This is a genomic window from Allobosea sp. BE125, assembly GCF_031456075.1.
GTDB lineage: Bacteria > Pseudomonadota > Alphaproteobacteria > Rhizobiales > Beijerinckiaceae > Allobosea.
Window position 1 is genome coordinate 167,583 of sequence record NZ_JAVDTY010000003.1, and the last position, 14,545, is coordinate 182,127.

17 protein-coding genes and 1 tRNA gene are annotated in these 14,545 nt (G+C 64.7%); 9 read left to right on the forward strand and 9 right to left on the reverse strand.

Annotated elements, in window-relative coordinates:
- Positions 1-41: 41 nt before the first annotated feature.
- The 3 genes from J2Y55_RS09340 to J2Y55_RS09350 are packed head-to-tail and all read left to right on the forward strand — an operon-like array spanning position 42 to position 3,953.
- Positions 42-1,595, forward strand: a complete 1,554-nt coding sequence (locus J2Y55_RS09340) for an undecaprenyl-phosphate glucose phosphotransferase (protein ID WP_310151181.1) — start codon at positions 42-44, stop codon at positions 1,593-1,595.
- Complete coding sequence (locus J2Y55_RS09345) at positions 1,592-2,830, forward strand: O-antigen ligase family protein (protein ID WP_310151184.1); 1,239 nt, start codon at positions 1,592-1,594, stop codon at positions 2,828-2,830. The genes J2Y55_RS09340 and J2Y55_RS09345 overlap by 4 nt, the downstream gene beginning before the upstream one ends.
- A 16-nt stretch (positions 2,831-2,846) precedes the next feature.
- The gene (locus J2Y55_RS09350) at positions 2,847-3,953 is read left to right on the forward strand and encodes an acyltransferase family protein (RefSeq protein ID WP_310151187.1); all 1,107 of its coding nucleotides are present in this window, start codon (positions 2,847-2,849) and stop codon (positions 3,951-3,953) included.
- A gap of 42 nt (positions 3,954-3,995) precedes the next feature.
- Here the strand turns inward: J2Y55_RS09350 and J2Y55_RS09355 are convergent, their stop codons facing one another.
- Positions 3,996-4,814: a class I SAM-dependent methyltransferase gene (locus J2Y55_RS09355; protein WP_310151189.1), complete on the reverse strand. Its 819-nt coding sequence runs from the start codon at positions 4,812-4,814 to the stop codon at positions 3,996-3,998.
- Between the two features lie 206 nt (positions 4,815-5,020).
- On the opposite strand from J2Y55_RS09355, the gene J2Y55_RS09360 reads away from it, so the two are divergent.
- Positions 5,021-5,098 (forward strand) — tRNA-Pro (locus tag J2Y55_RS09360).
- A 456-nt stretch (positions 5,099-5,554) separates the two neighbouring features.
- Here J2Y55_RS09360 and J2Y55_RS09365 read toward each other — a convergent pair.
- The gene (locus tag J2Y55_RS09365; protein WP_310151192.1) at positions 5,555-6,046 is read right to left on the reverse strand and encodes a hypothetical protein; all 492 of its coding nucleotides are present in this window, start codon (positions 6,044-6,046) and stop codon (positions 5,555-5,557) included.
- Between the two features lie 686 nt (positions 6,047-6,732).
- Between J2Y55_RS09365 and J2Y55_RS09370 the strand changes: the two genes are divergently transcribed.
- The gene (locus tag J2Y55_RS09370; RefSeq protein WP_310151193.1) at positions 6,733-6,981 is read left to right on the forward strand and encodes a hypothetical protein; all 249 of its coding nucleotides are present in this window, start codon (positions 6,733-6,735) and stop codon (positions 6,979-6,981) included.
- Positions 6,982-7,008: 27 nt separating this feature from the next.
- Here the strand turns inward: J2Y55_RS09370 and J2Y55_RS09375 are convergent, their stop codons facing one another.
- Positions 7,009-7,629: an alpha/beta hydrolase gene (locus tag J2Y55_RS09375; protein WP_310151194.1), complete on the reverse strand. Its 621-nt coding sequence runs from the start codon at positions 7,627-7,629 to the stop codon at positions 7,009-7,011.
- Positions 7,630-7,763: 134 nt separating this feature from the next.
- On the reverse strand, positions 7,764-8,711 hold the full coding sequence (locus J2Y55_RS09380) for a ring-cleaving dioxygenase (RefSeq protein WP_310151197.1): 948 nt from the start codon (positions 8,709-8,711) through the stop codon (positions 7,764-7,766).
- A gap of 198 nt (positions 8,712-8,909) precedes the next feature.
- On the opposite strand from J2Y55_RS09380, the gene J2Y55_RS09385 reads away from it, so the two are divergent.
- Positions 8,910-9,335 (forward strand): DoxX family protein, encoded by a 426-nt coding sequence (locus J2Y55_RS09385; RefSeq protein ID WP_310151200.1) that lies wholly within the window; start codon positions 8,910-8,912, stop codon positions 9,333-9,335.
- Between the two features lie 91 nt (positions 9,336-9,426).
- Complete coding sequence (locus J2Y55_RS09390) at positions 9,427-10,389, forward strand: LysR family transcriptional regulator (protein WP_310151202.1); 963 nt, start codon at positions 9,427-9,429, stop codon at positions 10,387-10,389.
- Between the two features lie 98 nt (positions 10,390-10,487).
- On the opposite strand, the gene J2Y55_RS09395 is transcribed toward J2Y55_RS09390, so the two are convergent.
- The gene (locus J2Y55_RS09395; protein ID WP_310151205.1) at positions 10,488-10,994 is read right to left on the reverse strand and encodes a YciE/YciF ferroxidase family protein; all 507 of its coding nucleotides are present in this window, start codon (positions 10,992-10,994) and stop codon (positions 10,488-10,490) included.
- A gap of 158 nt (positions 10,995-11,152) precedes the next feature.
- Between J2Y55_RS09395 and J2Y55_RS09400 the strand changes: the two genes are divergently transcribed.
- Positions 11,153-11,323, forward strand: coding sequence for a hypothetical protein (locus J2Y55_RS09400; protein ID WP_175525386.1), 171 nt, complete (start codon positions 11,153-11,155; stop codon positions 11,321-11,323).
- 64 nt (positions 11,324-11,387) lie between these two features.
- On the opposite strand, the gene sugE is transcribed toward J2Y55_RS09400, so the two are convergent.
- The gene (gene sugE, locus J2Y55_RS09405) at positions 11,388-11,702 is read right to left on the reverse strand and encodes a quaternary ammonium compound efflux SMR transporter SugE (RefSeq protein WP_310151213.1); all 315 of its coding nucleotides are present in this window, start codon (positions 11,700-11,702) and stop codon (positions 11,388-11,390) included.
- A 227-nt stretch (positions 11,703-11,929) separates the two neighbouring features.
- Here sugE and J2Y55_RS09410 point away from each other — a divergent pair, with 227 nt between their 5' ends.
- Entirely contained in the window at positions 11,930-12,415 is a 486-nt protein-coding gene (locus J2Y55_RS09410; RefSeq protein WP_310151217.1) for a translation initiation factor 2, read from the forward strand.
- A 76-nt stretch (positions 12,416-12,491) separates the two neighbouring features.
- Here J2Y55_RS09410 and J2Y55_RS09415 read toward each other — a convergent pair whose 3' ends face one another.
- The 3 genes from J2Y55_RS09415 to J2Y55_RS09425 form a co-directional block, all read right to left on the reverse strand.
- Entirely contained in the window at positions 12,492-13,028 is a 537-nt protein-coding gene (locus tag J2Y55_RS09415) for a MerR family transcriptional regulator (RefSeq protein WP_310152013.1), read from the reverse strand.
- A gap of 32 nt (positions 13,029-13,060) precedes the next feature.
- A complete protein-coding gene (locus J2Y55_RS09420; RefSeq protein WP_069691132.1) occupies positions 13,061-13,375 on the reverse strand; it encodes an integration host factor subunit alpha in 315 nt (104 codons plus the stop codon).
- 191 nt (positions 13,376-13,566) lie between these two features.
- Positions 13,567-14,544 carry a beta-ketoacyl-ACP synthase III gene (locus J2Y55_RS09425; RefSeq protein ID WP_310151224.1) on the reverse strand — a complete coding sequence of 326 codons (978 nt, stop codon included), beginning with the start codon at positions 14,542-14,544 and terminating at the stop codon, positions 13,567-13,569.
- Position 14,545: the final 1 nt, after the last annotated feature.

Genomic DNA, 14,545 nt, shown 5'->3' on the forward strand with positions numbered 1-14,545 from the left:
CCGGAAGCCTCGGCTTGCCGGCCGGACCGGGATGGCATGTCATGGGCGCTTTCGATGTTCGCGATCTGATCAAGGTCGACGCGGCCGCGGCCGCGACATCCGAGATGTTCGGTCCTTCCAAGGGCGGCGCGACCCGCGCCTTCCACCCGCTGGCCGAGCGCATCGCCGCGATGCCGGTCAAGCCGACGCTCTCACCCGTGATGATCGAGGGCTTCGTCCGGCTCTTCGACGTGCTGGCAGTCGTCGGCGTGGGCGGGCTGGTCTACTGGCTCTATGTGGCGGGCAATATCGACAACGCCCTGCCCTACCAGGTCACGATTCCGGCGCTGGCGATCGGGGCGCTCGCCTCCTTTCAGGCGCTGCAGCTCTACCATGTCGGCGCGCTCAGAAATTTCATCGCCATGGCGGTCAGGCTGGTGACCGGCTGGACGACCCTGTTCATGATCGCGCTGGCGGCCTTCTTCTTCCTTAAGATCGGCGACCAGGTCTCGCGCATCTGGCTGCTCGGGTTCTATGCCGGCGGCCTTGCCGCGCTGCTCGGCGAGCGGCTCGTCGTAACGCTGAGTGTGCGCCAGCTCACGCGTTCGGGCCGGCTGGAGCGGCGCACGGCGATCGTCGGCGGCGGCGAGGCGGGCGAGGCCTTGATCCGCGCACTGGAAGCGCAGCGCGACACCGGCTTGCGCGTCTGCGGCGTGTTCGACGACCGCAATGACGACCGTTCGCCCGATCTCGTCGCCGGCTACCCCAAGCTCGGCACGATCGACGATCTCGTCGAGTTCGCGCGCCGCACCAAGCTCGACCTGGTGATCTTCACCCTGCCGATCTCGGCCGAGGCGCGGCTGCTCACCATGCTGCGCAAGCTCTGGGTTCTGCCGATCGACATCCGCCTCTCCGCGCATATGTCGAAGCTCCGGTTCCGGCCGCGCTCCTATTCCTATATCGGCGCCGTGCCCGTGCTCGACGTGTTCGACCGGCCGATCGCCGATTGGGACATCGTCGTCAAATTCGTCTTCGACAAGATCGTCGGCACGCTCGCCTTGATCGCGCTCTCGCCGCTGATGCTCGCGACAGCAATTGCGATCAAGCTCGATTCGAAGGGGCCGATCCTGTTCAAGCAGAAGCGCTACGGCTTCAACAACGAATTGATCGAAGTCCTGAAATTCCGCTCGCTCTACCATGAGATGAGCGATTTCGCCGCCGCCAAGCAGGTCACCAAGGACGATCCGCGCGTCACCCGCGTCGGCCGTTTCATCCGCAAGACCTCGATCGACGAGTTGCCGCAGCTCCTCAACGTCGTCCTGAAGGGCGATCTCTCGCTGGTGGGGCCGCGCCCGCATGCGATCCACGCCACCGCCTCGAACCGCGCCTATGAGCAGGTCGTCGACGGCTACTTCGCCCGCCACAAGGTCAAGCCCGGCATCACCGGCTGGGCCCAGGTCAATGGCTGGCGCGGCGAGACCGACACCGAGGACAAGATCCAGCGCCGCGTCGAGCACGACCTCTATTACATCGAGAACTGGTCGGTGCTGCTCGACCTCTACATCCTGGTGAAGACGCCGCTCTCGCTGCTGACCAAGAACGAGAACGCCTATTGAGCGCGCTCGCGGAAAGGGATGGAGACAAAGGCGGCGGACACAGCCGCCTGACGGTATCTCACGCCGCCATCAAGCGCGGCTCACTCTGGCTTCTGACGGCGTCGAGCTGGGTCGCCCTGATCGAGCCGTCGCCCTATGAGATATCGTTCCTGATCGTGCTGTTCGTCTTCGCCATGACCGGCATCCGCTTCTCGCAGAAGCTGCTGCCGCTGGCGATGCTCTTGCTGGCGTTCAATATCGGGGGCTTCTTTTCCCTGATCCCGTGGATGAGCGACCCCGACTCGGTTCGCTTCATCGCGGTCTCGCTCTACCTGATGATCACGGCCGTCGTCCTTGCGGCCATCATGGCCGAGGACGCGCTGGGGCGATTGGAGACGCTCCGGAAGGGCTATCTCGTCGCGGCCTGGTGCGCCGGCATCGCCGGCATCCTGGGGTATTTCAACGTCGCGGGCCTCGGCAGCATCTTCACCCTCTATGAACGCGCGTCGGGAACGTTCAAGGACCCCAACGTGCTGGGCCCGTTCCTGGTCCTGCCGATCGCCTTTGCGATCCAGCATATCCTCATCGGCCGGTGCGGGTTGTTGCGTGGCCTTTTCGCGATCAGCGTGCCGCTTGCAGCCCTGTTCCTGACCTTCTCCCGCGGCGGATGGGGCAATCTCGCAGGCTCCGTCCTGTTGATGGTGGTGCTGACCTTCCTGACCGCGCCAAGCGCGTCACGCCGGGCGCGGATCGTCCTCCTGACGCTGGCTACGCTGATCTTCGCCTTCGTCGCGCTGATGATCGCGCTGTCATTCGAGGACATCCGCGCCGTGTTCGAGGTCCGGGCCAGCCTCGATCAGAGCTACGATCAGGGTGTCACAGGTCGGTTCGGCAGCCAGCTGCGCTCGATTCCGATGCTGCTCGACGACCCCAATGGCCTTGGCCCGCTGCGTTTCCGCTGGATTTTCTACCAACAGGATCCGCACAACGTCTATATCAACGCCTTCGCCTCCTATGGCTGGCTCGGCGGCATCGCCTGGCTCTCGCTGATGGCGGCGACTTTCTATGTGGGATGGCGGCTCGTCTTCCAGCGTACGCCGACGCAAAACCACGCGATCGTTCTGTGGTCGGTGCTGTTCACCACCATCCTGCAAGGCGTGCAGATCGACACCGATCACTGGCGGCATTTCTACCTGATGCTGGGCCTTGTCTGGGGGTTAGCCGCCCAGGCCAGGGCAACATCTGTCACGGCCTGAATCCGTGGGCGAGCGCATGGCCATTTCAAAGCACAACCTCAATATCCAGGTGCTGCGGGCCATAGCGGCCTTTCTCGTCGTCGTCGGCCATTCCGTGCATGAAACGGAAGCCATTTCCGCCGTAATCGGCCGGCCCGCCATCGATCTTTCGTTCGTGAACTGGGGTTTCGGCGTCGACATCTTCTTCGTGATATCGGGCTTCATCATGGTCTACACCTCGGTCGACCTCTTCGGCCGGCCCGGAGCCTGGCGAATCTTTCTGGCCCGCCGTCTCACCAGGATCGTGCCGCTCTACTGGCTGCTGACGACGGCCTTGCTGATCGGCGCCCTCCTCGCCCCGCGCCTGCTCAACGTGCCGATCGGCGACTGGCAGCACGTTCTGGCGTCCTATCTGTTCATCCCCAGCTTGCGCATCCCGGGCGAAATCCGCCCCGTCATGGCGCTCGGCTGGACGCTGAACCTGGAGATGTTCTTCTACGTTCTCTTCGCTGCGGCGCTCGCTTTGCCTTTCCGAAAGGGGATCACGGCGCTGGCGCTCGTCCTTGTCGCGCTCGCCATCGTCGGAATGGTCTTCCGGCCAGAGCAGGTGCAGCTCGCCTTCTGGACCCAGTCGATCATCCTGGAGTTCCTCTTTGGCTGCCTGCTCGCAGTCGCCTATCTCAAGGGCGCGCGCCTGACGGCGCCAGTGGCGATCGCGCTGGGGGCGCTCGGCTTTGCCGGGATGCTCAGGATCCCGGGTTTCGATGGCCAAGTCTTGCTTCCGGACGCGCTGAGATGGGGTGTTCCCGCCCTCCTCATCGTCGCCGCCGCGGCTCTCCTCCACTTGGAATCGACATCGTCACGCATAACGATGGGACTCGTGGCGCTCGGGGACGCCTCCTACAGCCTCTACCTCGCGCACCCCTTCATCCTGCGGCCCTTCCGCAATCTCTGGATCAGCCTGGTTGGCGACGCGCTGCCGCTGGCGGCCTATGTCGCTGTCGCGGCTCTGGTTGCAACCTTTGGATCTGTCCTGGTCTATCGCTGGATCGAACGGCCCCTGCTGCGTCGGCTACAAGCCCGCAGAAGGGTGCCATCCGCTCCGCCCCGGCATGTCCCGAGCCAGGCACCGGCGCTACCCTGACGCGGATCATGCGCGCATTGTCGCCTCAGTGCGGCCAGCCGCTCAGCCCCGGTCCTTGCGCACCACGACATAGGCGTAGGTCGTCACGAAATCCCAACCGGTCTTCGCCGCCAGCGCGTTGAAGATATGGTCGGCCTGCTTCAGCCCGGGCATGCGGTCGAAATAGCCGTGCCCCCAGAAGCGTTGGATATGGACATCGTTGAAGCCGGCGCGGTTCAGCATCGGCCCAAGCTGACGCTTGCTGCCGCGGCACCAGTCGTAGAAGGCCGGGAATTTCGGATCGCCGCCGCCATCGCGCCGCGCCGGATAGAGCGCATGCACGATCGCGCGTGAGAGCTTCTCGGGCAGGATGTGGTTGATCGCGAAGACCGGCGCCCACAGCGTCGGGAAGAAGGCGAGCGCGACGCCGCCCGGCGCCAGCAGGTCATGGATGTTGGTCCAGGCGCGCTCGACGTCATGGACATGCTCGAAGACCATGCGCGAGACCATGAGGTCATAGCCGCCGCGCATGACATCCGGCTCGGAGAGATCGCCAGCGATGTCGAAGCGCGCCGTCCTGAGACCGGCCGGCGTCAGCGCCAACTCACCCGCATCGATGTCGTTGACGATGAGGTCGATGCCGTGGCGCGCCGCCTGGGCGGTCGAGAACAGCGGATCGCGCCCGCCGCCGATCTCGCAGACGCGGCGCAGGCCGAACTGACGGGAAAGATCGAGAATCGTCGATTCGTAATGGTCCCAGGCCCATTGCGAATGCCAGTCCGGGCCGAGATCGCGGAAGAAGGTCTCGATCGAGCCCAGCGGCTTCGCAGGGGCCGGCACGGAGAGCTTGCTCCGCTCCACTGTGGCTGTCGCCAGTGACATCGTCATCTCCGCCTGAAGGACCCCCGTCCCACAAATACGATGCGGAAACAGGCCCCGGCCCGCAACCAAAGCCTTAATCGAGGGTTAACGGCACCCAGCCCGCCATGTGCCGCTTCGGGGCGTTCGAATGCTCCTTTCACGGAGTCACCGACAATGTGTCGAAGCGCATTGCATCCGCGAGAACCCGCTACTATAAGCCGAGCCGTCGGAGCGTAGCGCAGCCCGGTTAGCGCACTTGTCTGGGGGACAAGGGGTCGGAGGTTCGAATCCTCTCGCTCCGACCATTTTACTCTACTGTCGATGATGGCTCGGCCGCGCACCGCCTTGCGCGCGCAGGTCTGCGCGCCTCCTCGGCGGTCAATCTCCGAGCCTAGCGACAGAGACCGGCAGGATTGCGCTAGGCGCTTCTGCTACCCCGGTTCGCTCATCCTGGCTCTGAAACGCGACGTCAATGCGGGGCGCGCCGCAGAGTTGAGCCTGCCCCCATGAACACGACACTGCTTCAGTTCGTCATGCTCGCCTTCGTGACGAGCATCCATGTCTTGAACACAGGCCTCGACGGGCGAAGACGTGGATGGCCGGGACAAGCCCGACCATGACGGATGACGCAGTGTTCATGGGGCCGGGCGCTACGCGGAGTTTATCCTTGGGCCGACCAAAGGTCCGACCCGAGGGCGTAGCCCGGGAATGATGCGGTGGTTCAGAAGGTACCGGAAAACGATCAAACGCAGCCGGTCGCCCTACGGCATAATGACGTTGACCTTGCGCTCGGCCTGAGCGCTCAAGGAGGCTGGCGAGCTGGCGAATTCGGGCACGATCTTGAATTTCGGCATCGCCCTGCCGGAGAACTCGGTCAGGAGCTTGATGCGTTCGCGATCCCGGCTCGAGACCAATCGCGTTCCCTGCAGATCGTCGAAATCCGCCAATCGCCGCGTGCTCCTGCCGCCGGCATAGACCAGCACCTTGTTCGATAGAACGACGATGTCACCACGGCGCAAGGTCGGGTCGGTGAGATACCAGTCGGGATTGCTGACGGGGTCGATCGAGACCTGCAGAAACCGCTTGGAGTCGCCGTCGTCGTCCATCGAGACGCGCGGGACCTTCGGTTTCGCCTTCTTCGTCGGCCGGATCGTCATTTCCAGCGGCGCAATCTCTTGCCGCTGCGGAGCCGGGCCGCCGAACAGCATTTCCAGCAAGCCGGCCTGCGCCTGCGACGTCGTGAGTGCAGACAAGGCCACAACCATGCCAATCAACTGAGACCGAGCACGCAACTGCATTGAACGGACACCGAGGTTGCTTGATTATGGAACGCTTCACCTAGAACCTGCTTGAACAGGTGAGGTAATCACTCATACCGAACTTGATCAGCCAGCGCCAGCCGTCTCGGCGTGATTGGTTAAACTAAATGCATATTTCACGGTACCTCTTGAGCAAATGCTCGCGGGATAGACAAACCCCGAGCCTTCAACCCGAGATATCCGGCGCTATCATGCATAATCCGCCTCCCGCGACCCGAGGCGCACCCACCAGCTTTGGCCCCCTTTCAGCGGCCTCCAGTGGCAAATCTGCTTGCCCGGCAGCCCCGGCCGGCAAGTTATCCACAAGCCCGGCTAATCTTCCTTGCAATCGCCCCAGCTCTACCCCAGCGTCAGCTCTGTCGCGTCGCTGGTGATGTACTCATGCATGCTTTCTCGCGTTCGGTGGAAAATCAGGTCTCGAGTCAGCGCGCCATCCTGCTGCGGGCGCTTGTCGTGATCGTCTTCGCCACGATCATCATCCTGCCATTGCTCGATTGATCGCCCGGCGGCTTGTCGCCCGGCGCCTTGGCCGGGCAGGCGGATAATCCCGGCTCGTATCCGCCCCATTTCACGCGTAGGCTGCATTGTGACGGACGTGGCGTGACATAGGGGAAGAAGCAATGGCAGGGGAAGATCGCGGACCACGGGAAGATCGCGGACCACGCGCCTGGCACGACGTGCACAGCGTTCAGGAAGCGCCGCGCGAAAAGCAGAAATCAAGCGGGCGGATCGCGGCCGAGGAAGCCGCCTCCCGCAAGAAGATCGAGGCGCTGCGCGCCCTCAGGCTGGCGAAGCAGGCGGCCGAGCCGCCGGCTCCTCCCGTCGTGAAGGCCAAGCCCACCAAGCGCAAAGCCACCGCCGAGGCGTAAGCGGAAACTTTGGATCAGGCTTGAGTCTCAGGCCTGATCCAGCCAGCCGCGCAGCAGGCCGACATCGCCTTGCGACAGGCCATGGCCCGTCGGCAGGATGCGTTGGTCGACCAGCGCTCCGCCTGCGGACAAGGTTTGCGCCAGGCGCTCCGCATCCTGCGCTGGAATGATCGGATCGAGCGCACCCGACAGGATCAGAACCCGTTTGCCGGCGAGATCGGCCTTGGGCGGCAGCTTGAAGGGCGACATCGCGCGCACCAGCGCAGCTCCGGCCAGAACCTCCGGGCGCAGCAGCAACAGGCTGGCCGCGATATTGGCGCCATTGGAGAAGCCGAGCGCGATCGGCGCCGGCAGATCGTAGCGCTTGCGGGATTCCGCGACGAAATCCGCCAGCTCATGCGTGCGCGCGACGAGGTCGGCCTCGTCGAAGACGCCCTCCGCCAGGCGCCGGAAGAAGCGCGGCATCGCCGCTTCCAGAACCTTGCCGCGCGGCGAGAGCAGGCTCACGCCGGGCGCGACCATGCGCCCGAGCGGTAGCAGGTCGCGTTCATTGCCGCCTGTGCCATGAAGCAGCAGCAGCGGCGGGCGCGATGCGTCAGCGCCCGGTTCGAAGACGTGAATGAAATCCGTGGTCGCGATAGCGTCCATCATGGTTCTCCTGTTCATAGGCGACGTGGCTCGAGCGGCATGGCCCGCCCTGCCCGGCTCGAAAGCCAGGCAGGACGGCATGATCTCAGCCGAGTTGCCTGCCCGGCTCGAAAGCCAGGCAGGGCGGCATGATCTCAGCCGAGTTCCGGCAGCAGCGCCTCGATGCGCGCCCGCTGCGCCTCGAGCCCGGCAGGGAGCTTCAGCGCCTGGCCGAGCGTCGCCTCCGGCTCGTCGACGGCAAAGCCCGGAGCATCGGTCGCGATCTCGAAGAGAACGCGACCGGGCTCGCGGAAATAGACGGAGCGGAAATAGTTCCGGTCCCTCTGCTCGGTGGCGCGGATGCCATGGTTTTCCGCGAGGCGGCGCACCATTTCCTCCTGCGCGGCATCGTCTGCGGCGCGGAAGGCGACATGGTGGACCGAGCCTGCGCCCTGCCGGGCCGGCAAGAAACCGCCGGCGACCCGCAGATCGACGATGGTGCCAAGTCCTGCAGTACCAATGGCCGCACCCTCGGCCCGGTAGCGGATCAGCGTGTCCTCGCGCCCGATCTCCTTGAACCCGAGCACGTCGCTCAGGATCGCGGCGGTGGGCTCGGCGCCTTCGAGCAGCAGGCTGACGCTATGGAAACCGCGGATCGCATGTTCGGCTGGAACATCGCCGCCGCCCCAGGCCGCCTCACGCTCGATACCCGGCAGACCGACCAGCGCCAGCCGCATCCCGTCGGGATCGCGGAAGGCCAGCACGCTCTCGCCGAAGCGCTTCACCGGCACATCATGGGGCACACCGTGCTCGATGAAGCGATGCGCCCAATAGCCGATCGCGCCTTCGGGAACCCGGAACACGGTCTCCTGCGTCTCGCCGACGCCGAGCCGGCCGGGTGCGGCATGCTCCCAGGGGAAGAAGGTCAGGATCGTGCCGGGCGCCCCGGCGACATTGCCGTAATAGAGATGATAGGTGCCGGGATCGTCGAAATTGACAGTCTTCTTGACCAGACGCAGGCCGAGCACCCGACCATAAAAGTCGAGATTGCGGCGCGCCGGGCCGGAAATCGCGGTGACGTGGTGGATGCCGTTGATCTGCATGATGACAATTCCTCCCAAACCGGGCCGAGGAGCGGTTGCTCCGTTGGCTGCAAAGATTGGTCGGGCTCGCTCAAAGCGCCAGAGGGGATACATTGCGCTGTCGCAATGTCGATCTTGGTATCTCACAATTTGCATTGCGCATCGGTCAGATCGATCTTTTGGGCAGAGGCCAGCCCGGCCCCATCGGAGATTGCCCCCATGATCGACAACCGCTTCGCTCCCTATGGCGCTCTCGGCCTGCGCGTCGCGCTCGGCCTGATGTTCATTGCCCACGCCTATCTCAAGCTCGTGATCTTCACCCCTGCAGGCTTCGCCGGCTTCCTCGGCCAAGTCGGCCTGCCCGGCTTCCTCGCCTGGCCGATCATGCTGGCCGAGCTTCTCGGCGGCCTCGCCATCCTGACCGGCTTCTATGGCCGCTATGTCTCGATCCTGCTGCTGCCGGTCCTGCTCGGCGCCCTGATGGTGCATGCCCCCAATGGCTGGGTCTTCAACGCCCCCAATGGCGGCTGGGAATATCCCGCTTTCCTGGCGCTGGCCGCGCTGGCCCATGGCCTGATCGGCGATGGCGCGCTGGCCCTGAAGCCCGCTCGACTGAGCTGGAACGGCGCGACCGCCACGGCCTGAGCCACGTTCAAGGCTTCCACCCCATGCTCCTTCACCGTCATCTTGGCCCCGTCGCCTTGATGGCGGCGAAGCCATAGCGGAGAGTGCGCGCATGAACACGACCGCCAAGAACACGATCTCGAAGAACACGCCCGCGAAGACTCTGGCCTGGGACGACTTTCGATTGATCAAGGCGATCGCGGATACGCGCGCGCTACCGGCCGCCGCCACAGTGCTCGGATTGAACCACTCAACGGTGTTCCGCCGGCTTGGCCAGATCGAGGAAGCACTCGGTCTCAAGCTGTTCGAGCGCCATCGCAGCGGTTATGTCGCGACGCCCGCCGGGGACGAGATGGCGACGCTCGCCGAGCGTGTCGACGAGGATATCACCGCCTTTGCCCGCCGGCTCGCCGGGCAGGAGATCAAGCCCGCCGGCGAATTGCGCGTCACCACCAACGACACGCTGCTGGTCGATCTGCTGACGCCGGTCTTCGCTGCCTTTCTCGCGCAGTGCCCCGATATCCGGCTCGACATCCTGCTTGGCAACCAGGCGCTGAACCTGTCCAAGCGCGACGCGGATGTGGCGATCCGTGCGACCGACAACCCGCCCGAGACCCTCGTCGGCCGCCGCGCCGCCCGCATCGCGTGGGCGCTTTATGGCCGCATCGCCGATTTCCCGGAGGCTGCCGATATCGCAATCGAGAGCCTGTGGGCCCGCAACTGGGTCTCGCTCGGCGACCAGTTCACGGCGTTGAAGGCGGTGCGCTATCTGAACCAGCATGTCGCGCCGGAGCGCATCGTCTACAAGGTCAACACCGTTCTGGGCCTGGCGGAGGCGGTCGAGGCGGGCATCGGCATCGGCTTCGTGCCCTGCTTCATCGCCGATACGAGACCAGGGCTGACACGGCTGGCGGCGCCCGACCCAGGCTTTGCCGCCGATCTCTGGCTCCTGACCCATCCCGACCTCAGGCATTCGCCCAGGGTCAGGCTGTTCATGGACTTCATCGCCGGCGAGCTTAGCCGGATGAAACCGCTGATCGAGGGCGACAAGGCGATCTCGCCTCGGCAGGGCTGAAGCTGGGCGAGGTTGAGGCGGACGCTGAATCGAACGAATAACGCCCGCGACGGCCTCCCGTCGCGGGCGTCCGGATGGCCGATGAGCCGGCACCGTGATCAGGCCGCGGCCTTGCGATTCACACCACCCTCGGCAAGCATGGAGAGCTTGCCGTCGGCGGCGAATTCCTCATCGAGGTTCTGCTGCAGCAAAGCCGCGCAATCCAGGCGACCGAGCTGCTTCGCCCATGCCGTCAGCGTGCCGTAGCGGGTGATCTCGTAGTGTTCCACGGCCTGGGCGGCCGCGATGATCGCGGCGTCGAGTACCGGCCCGTTCTCGACATCGCCGGTGAGATCGTCGGCTTCCTCGATGATGCCGTCGATGGCGGGACAGTTGACGGCCTTGGCCTCCGCGACGTGCTGCTTGAAGACCTGCTCCAGCCGCGCGACATGCCCCTCGGTTTCCCTGCGATGGGTCTCCAGGCTCAGCTTGAGTGCCGGATCAGTCGCCTTCGCGATCATCTTCGGCAGGGATTTGTAGATCGTCTTCTCGGCATAGTAGATGTCTTGAAGCTGGTGGACGAAAAGATCGTCCATCGTTTTGATATCCTTGGAAAACAAGCCCATTGAACTCTCCTGTCGCGGGATGTTGCTGTGACAGGCCGGCATCGCCGGGCGGCGATGCGCTTCCCCAGTCTTGGAACGTGCCCGAACGGCGACTGTTCCAAGCGAAATGATATCTGTCGCATGGTGCATGGGCGCGCCTGCCGGGCTATGATCCCGCCATGGACATGATCATCCCTCTCCTGATCGGCATGACCTTGATCTGGCTGATCGGCCGCGGCACGCCCTGGAACGCCAAGCTCGTGACCTTGGCCGTGACGCTCCTCATCATCGTGCTGATCGTCGCGCTTGAACGCGGCGGCTATTGGCCCCAGGCCTTCCACAGGCGTTGATCGTTCCACAGGCGCTGATGCTGCCATCAACGCCTGTGCGCTCGCCGGCCCGGGCCGCGCCCGCTCAGGAGACGAGCTTCAGGCCGACAATGCCCGCGACGATCAAGCCGATGCAGGCGAGGCGCAACGCGCCCGCCGGCTCGCCCAGAAGGACGATGCCGAGCACGGCAGTGCCGATCGTGCCGACGCCGGTCCAGATCGCATAGGCCGTGCCGAGCGGCAGGCTTTTCAGCGCAAGCCCGAGCAGGCCCAGGCTCACCACCATGCTGGCGAGCGTCAGCACGCTGGGAACCAGCCGCGTGAAGCCTTGCGTGTATTTGAGACCAATCGCCCAGCCGACTTCGAACAGGCCCGCGACGAAAAGATAGAGCCAAGCCACAACGGCGCTCCTTTGCAGAAGGGGCGAGGTCGTCCACGCCTGATGATGGGAGAGGCTTTCGCCGAGGTCGTCCTCGGCACCGATCTATAACGCGGCTTCGGAATATCAAGCCGACGCCGCAACATGGCCTTATGCGCGATAAAACACAGCTTCCTTACACGTTGAGGTTGCCGCCGGACGGCAATGACGTTAGGCCAGCCCACATTACTGGCTTGGGGGCTAAGACATTGGATTTCCGAATTTTCGTGGTGGCCGCGATCGCGGGCGCCCTGGGTGGTTGCGCCACCGTAACGCGCGGCACGACCGACCAAATCACCGTCAACAGCACACCACCCGAAGCCGAGGCCAGGACATCGCTCGGACATGCCTGCCCGGCGACACCCTGCACCTGGGAGGTCAGCCGCAAAGCCGAGTTCACCGTCAGCTTCAGCAAGCCCGGTTATGAAGATATGCAGATCCCGGTTGCAACCCGCATCGCGGGAGCCGGCGCAGCCGGTTTTGCCGGAAACGTTCTGATCGGCGGGCTCGTCGGAATGGGCGTCGATGCGGCCACGGGCTCGACGCTGGAACACTATCCCAGCCCGGTCCTCGCCACATTGGTGCCATTGCGCAAATCCGGCGCCACGGGTCGCTCCGACAGGCGACGCGGCGCCGCCTCACATCGCCGCGAAGTCGACAGGCCGCGCCCGAAGGAGGAGCCGCCGGTCACCTGATCGGCGCGTGCTCTATCAAATCATGAGAGCTGGAGCGGTTGGACGATCCAATTGATCGGAAACCGCTCTGGCCGCCTCAGGCGCCGTCGGGGACAGGCTGAGGCGCCAGGACGCTGCGCAAGATGCGTTGGCACTCGCCGAGCTCTGTCAAGACCGCCGACAGCACCGTGAGATCGTCGAGGCCTTCCGGTGGAACCGGTCGCGAATGCTGCGGCGCGAACTCCTGATGCGGCTCGCCCTCCTGCGGGTAGGCGGCCATGGCATGAACCGCCCCGGCATCGCCCTGCATCCCTGTCGCTGGCGCGGATGCCCGCTCCGGCCCCGGCGGGCCGACCGGTGCGCCGCGGCCGATCGCCTGGACATGGCGCGGCCCCTGCTCCTTGAGGATGCGCTGCAGCCCCTTGATGGTGTAGCCCTCGCCGTAGAGCAGGCGGCGAATGCCCTTCAGCAGCGCGACGTCGTCGGGGCGATAATAACGCCGCCCGCCGCCGCGCTTGAGCGGCTTGATCTGCGTGAAGCGCGTTTCCCAGAAACGCAGCACATGTTGAGGAATATCGAGGTCTTCTGCGACCTCGCTGATCGTCCGGAAGGCATCTGCGCTCTTGGTGTCCATTTCGGCCTCATCGCCGGTGTGGAACTCCAGGCTCACTCGTCTTCGCCCTCACCCAACTGTCCGTTTATGCGCGCCTTCATCACATTCGAAGGCTTGAACACCATGACGCGACGCGGCTCGATCGGGACTTCGACTCCCGTCTTCGGATTACGCCCGATTCGCTCGCCCTTGTCTCGCACGACGAAGGATCCAAACGAGGATAACTTGACATTCTCACCGCGCGCGACCGCGTCACAGATTTCGTCCAGCACCGCCTCGACGAGCTTCGACGACTCCGTCCGCGACAGACCGATCTTCTGATAGACAGCCTCGCACAGATCGGCGCGAGTAACCGTTTGCCCCGCCATTCATATCCTCCAAGGCGTTATGTCGGCCAGCGGGCTTGCCGCCTGCCCTTCGCCAATATGGACGACGGACGCTAGGCGTCCCGGCTGCGCCGGTCAATCCTAGAACACCCGCCAACTCACCCAAATCTTGGGAATTTGCTAGAAAAAACAAGCAGAACCGTCATAATCCGACGGCTTTCCTGCGCCGTGCTTCACCACCGGATCAAGGCCGACCCCCAGGTGAAACCGCCGCCCATCGCCTCGATCAGGACGAGCTGTCCGCGCTTGATGCGGCCATCGTGATGCGCCTCGGCAAGCGCCAGCGGAATTGAGGCCGCCGAGGTGTTGCCATGCCGGTCTACGGTGACGACGACACGCTCATGGCCGATGCCGAGCTTGTGGGCGGTGGCGTCGATGATGCGACGATTGGCCTGATGCGGCACGAACCAGTCGATATCGGCGCCAGTCAGCCCGGTCTCCTCGAAGGTGTGCCGGACCGTCTCCGCCAGATTGACGACGGCGTGGCGGAAGACCTCCTTGCCCTCCATGCGCAGGAAGCCGACGGTCTTGGTCGAACCGGCGCCACCATCGACATAGAGCTTGTCCTTGTAGCGACCATCCGAGCGGATATGGGTCGTCAGCACGCCGCGATCGGCGAGCGTGCCCTCGCCGGGGCCAGCCTTCAGCACGACCGCGCCGGCGCCGTCGCCGAAGAGGACGCAGGTGGTGCGGTCCTCCCAGTCGAGAATGCGCGAGAAGGTCTCCGCTCCGATGACGAGCGCAGCCTTGGCGGCGCCCGTGGTCAGGAACTTGTCGGCCGTCGCGAGCGCGAAGACGAAGCCCGAGCAGACGGCCTGAAGATCGAAGGCGACGCCGCCATTGATGCCGAGCGCGGCCTGGACCTGTGTCGCGGTCGCGGGAAAGGTGTGATCGGGCGTCGCGGTCGCGACGATGATCAGATCGATCTCGGAGGCGTCCATGCCGGCGTCGGCGAGCGCGGCCTGCGCCGCCTTCAGGGCCAGCGCCGAGGTCGCCTCGTCATCGGCCGCGACATGGCGCTGGCGGATGCCGGTGCGCTGCACGATCCACTCATCGGTCGTGTCGACGCGCTGTGCCAGCTCGGCGTTGGTGACGATGCGTTCCGGCAGATAGGAGCCGCAGCCGCACAGAATGGAGCGCAGAATGGACAAG

Excerpts from the sequence above, each read along its gene's own strand:
- J2Y55_RS09340 (WP_310151181.1), top strand. The coding sequence starts at position 42 with ATGGGCGCTTTCGATGTTCGCGATCTGATCAAGGTCGACGCGGCCGCG.
- J2Y55_RS09375 (WP_310151194.1), bottom strand. The coding sequence starts at position 7,629 with ATGGACGCTATCGCGACCACGGATTTCATTCACGTCTTCGAACCGGGC.
- J2Y55_RS09415 (WP_310152013.1), bottom strand. The coding sequence starts at position 13,028 with ATGGACACCAAGAGCGCAGATGCCTTCCGGACGATCAGCGAGGTCGCA.
- J2Y55_RS09350 (WP_310151187.1), top strand. The coding sequence starts at position 2,847 with ATGGCCATTTCAAAGCACAACCTCAATATCCAGGTGCTGCGGGCCATA.
- J2Y55_RS09400 (WP_175525386.1), top strand. The coding sequence starts at position 11,153 with ATGGACATGATCATCCCTCTCCTGATCGGCATGACCTTGATCTGGCTG.
- J2Y55_RS09390 (WP_310151202.1), top strand. The coding sequence starts at position 9,427 with ATGAACACGACCGCCAAGAACACGATCTCGAAGAACACGCCCGCGAAG.
- J2Y55_RS09380 (WP_310151197.1), bottom strand. The coding sequence starts at position 8,711 with ATGCAGATCAACGGCATCCACCACGTCACCGCGATTTCCGGCCCGGCG.
- J2Y55_RS09355 (WP_310151189.1), bottom strand. The coding sequence starts at position 4,814 with ATGTCACTGGCGACAGCCACAGTGGAGCGGAGCAAGCTCTCCGTGCCG.
- J2Y55_RS09385 (WP_310151200.1), top strand. The coding sequence starts at position 8,910 with ATGATCGACAACCGCTTCGCTCCCTATGGCGCTCTCGGCCTGCGCGTC.
- J2Y55_RS09420 (WP_069691132.1), bottom strand. The coding sequence starts at position 13,375 with ATGGCGGGGCAAACGGTTACTCGCGCCGATCTGTGCGAGGCTGTCTAT.
- J2Y55_RS09370 (WP_310151193.1), top strand. The coding sequence starts at position 6,733 with ATGGCAGGGGAAGATCGCGGACCACGGGAAGATCGCGGACCACGCGCC.
- J2Y55_RS09395 (WP_310151205.1), bottom strand. The coding sequence starts at position 10,994 with ATGGGCTTGTTTTCCAAGGATATCAAAACGATGGACGATCTTTTCGTC.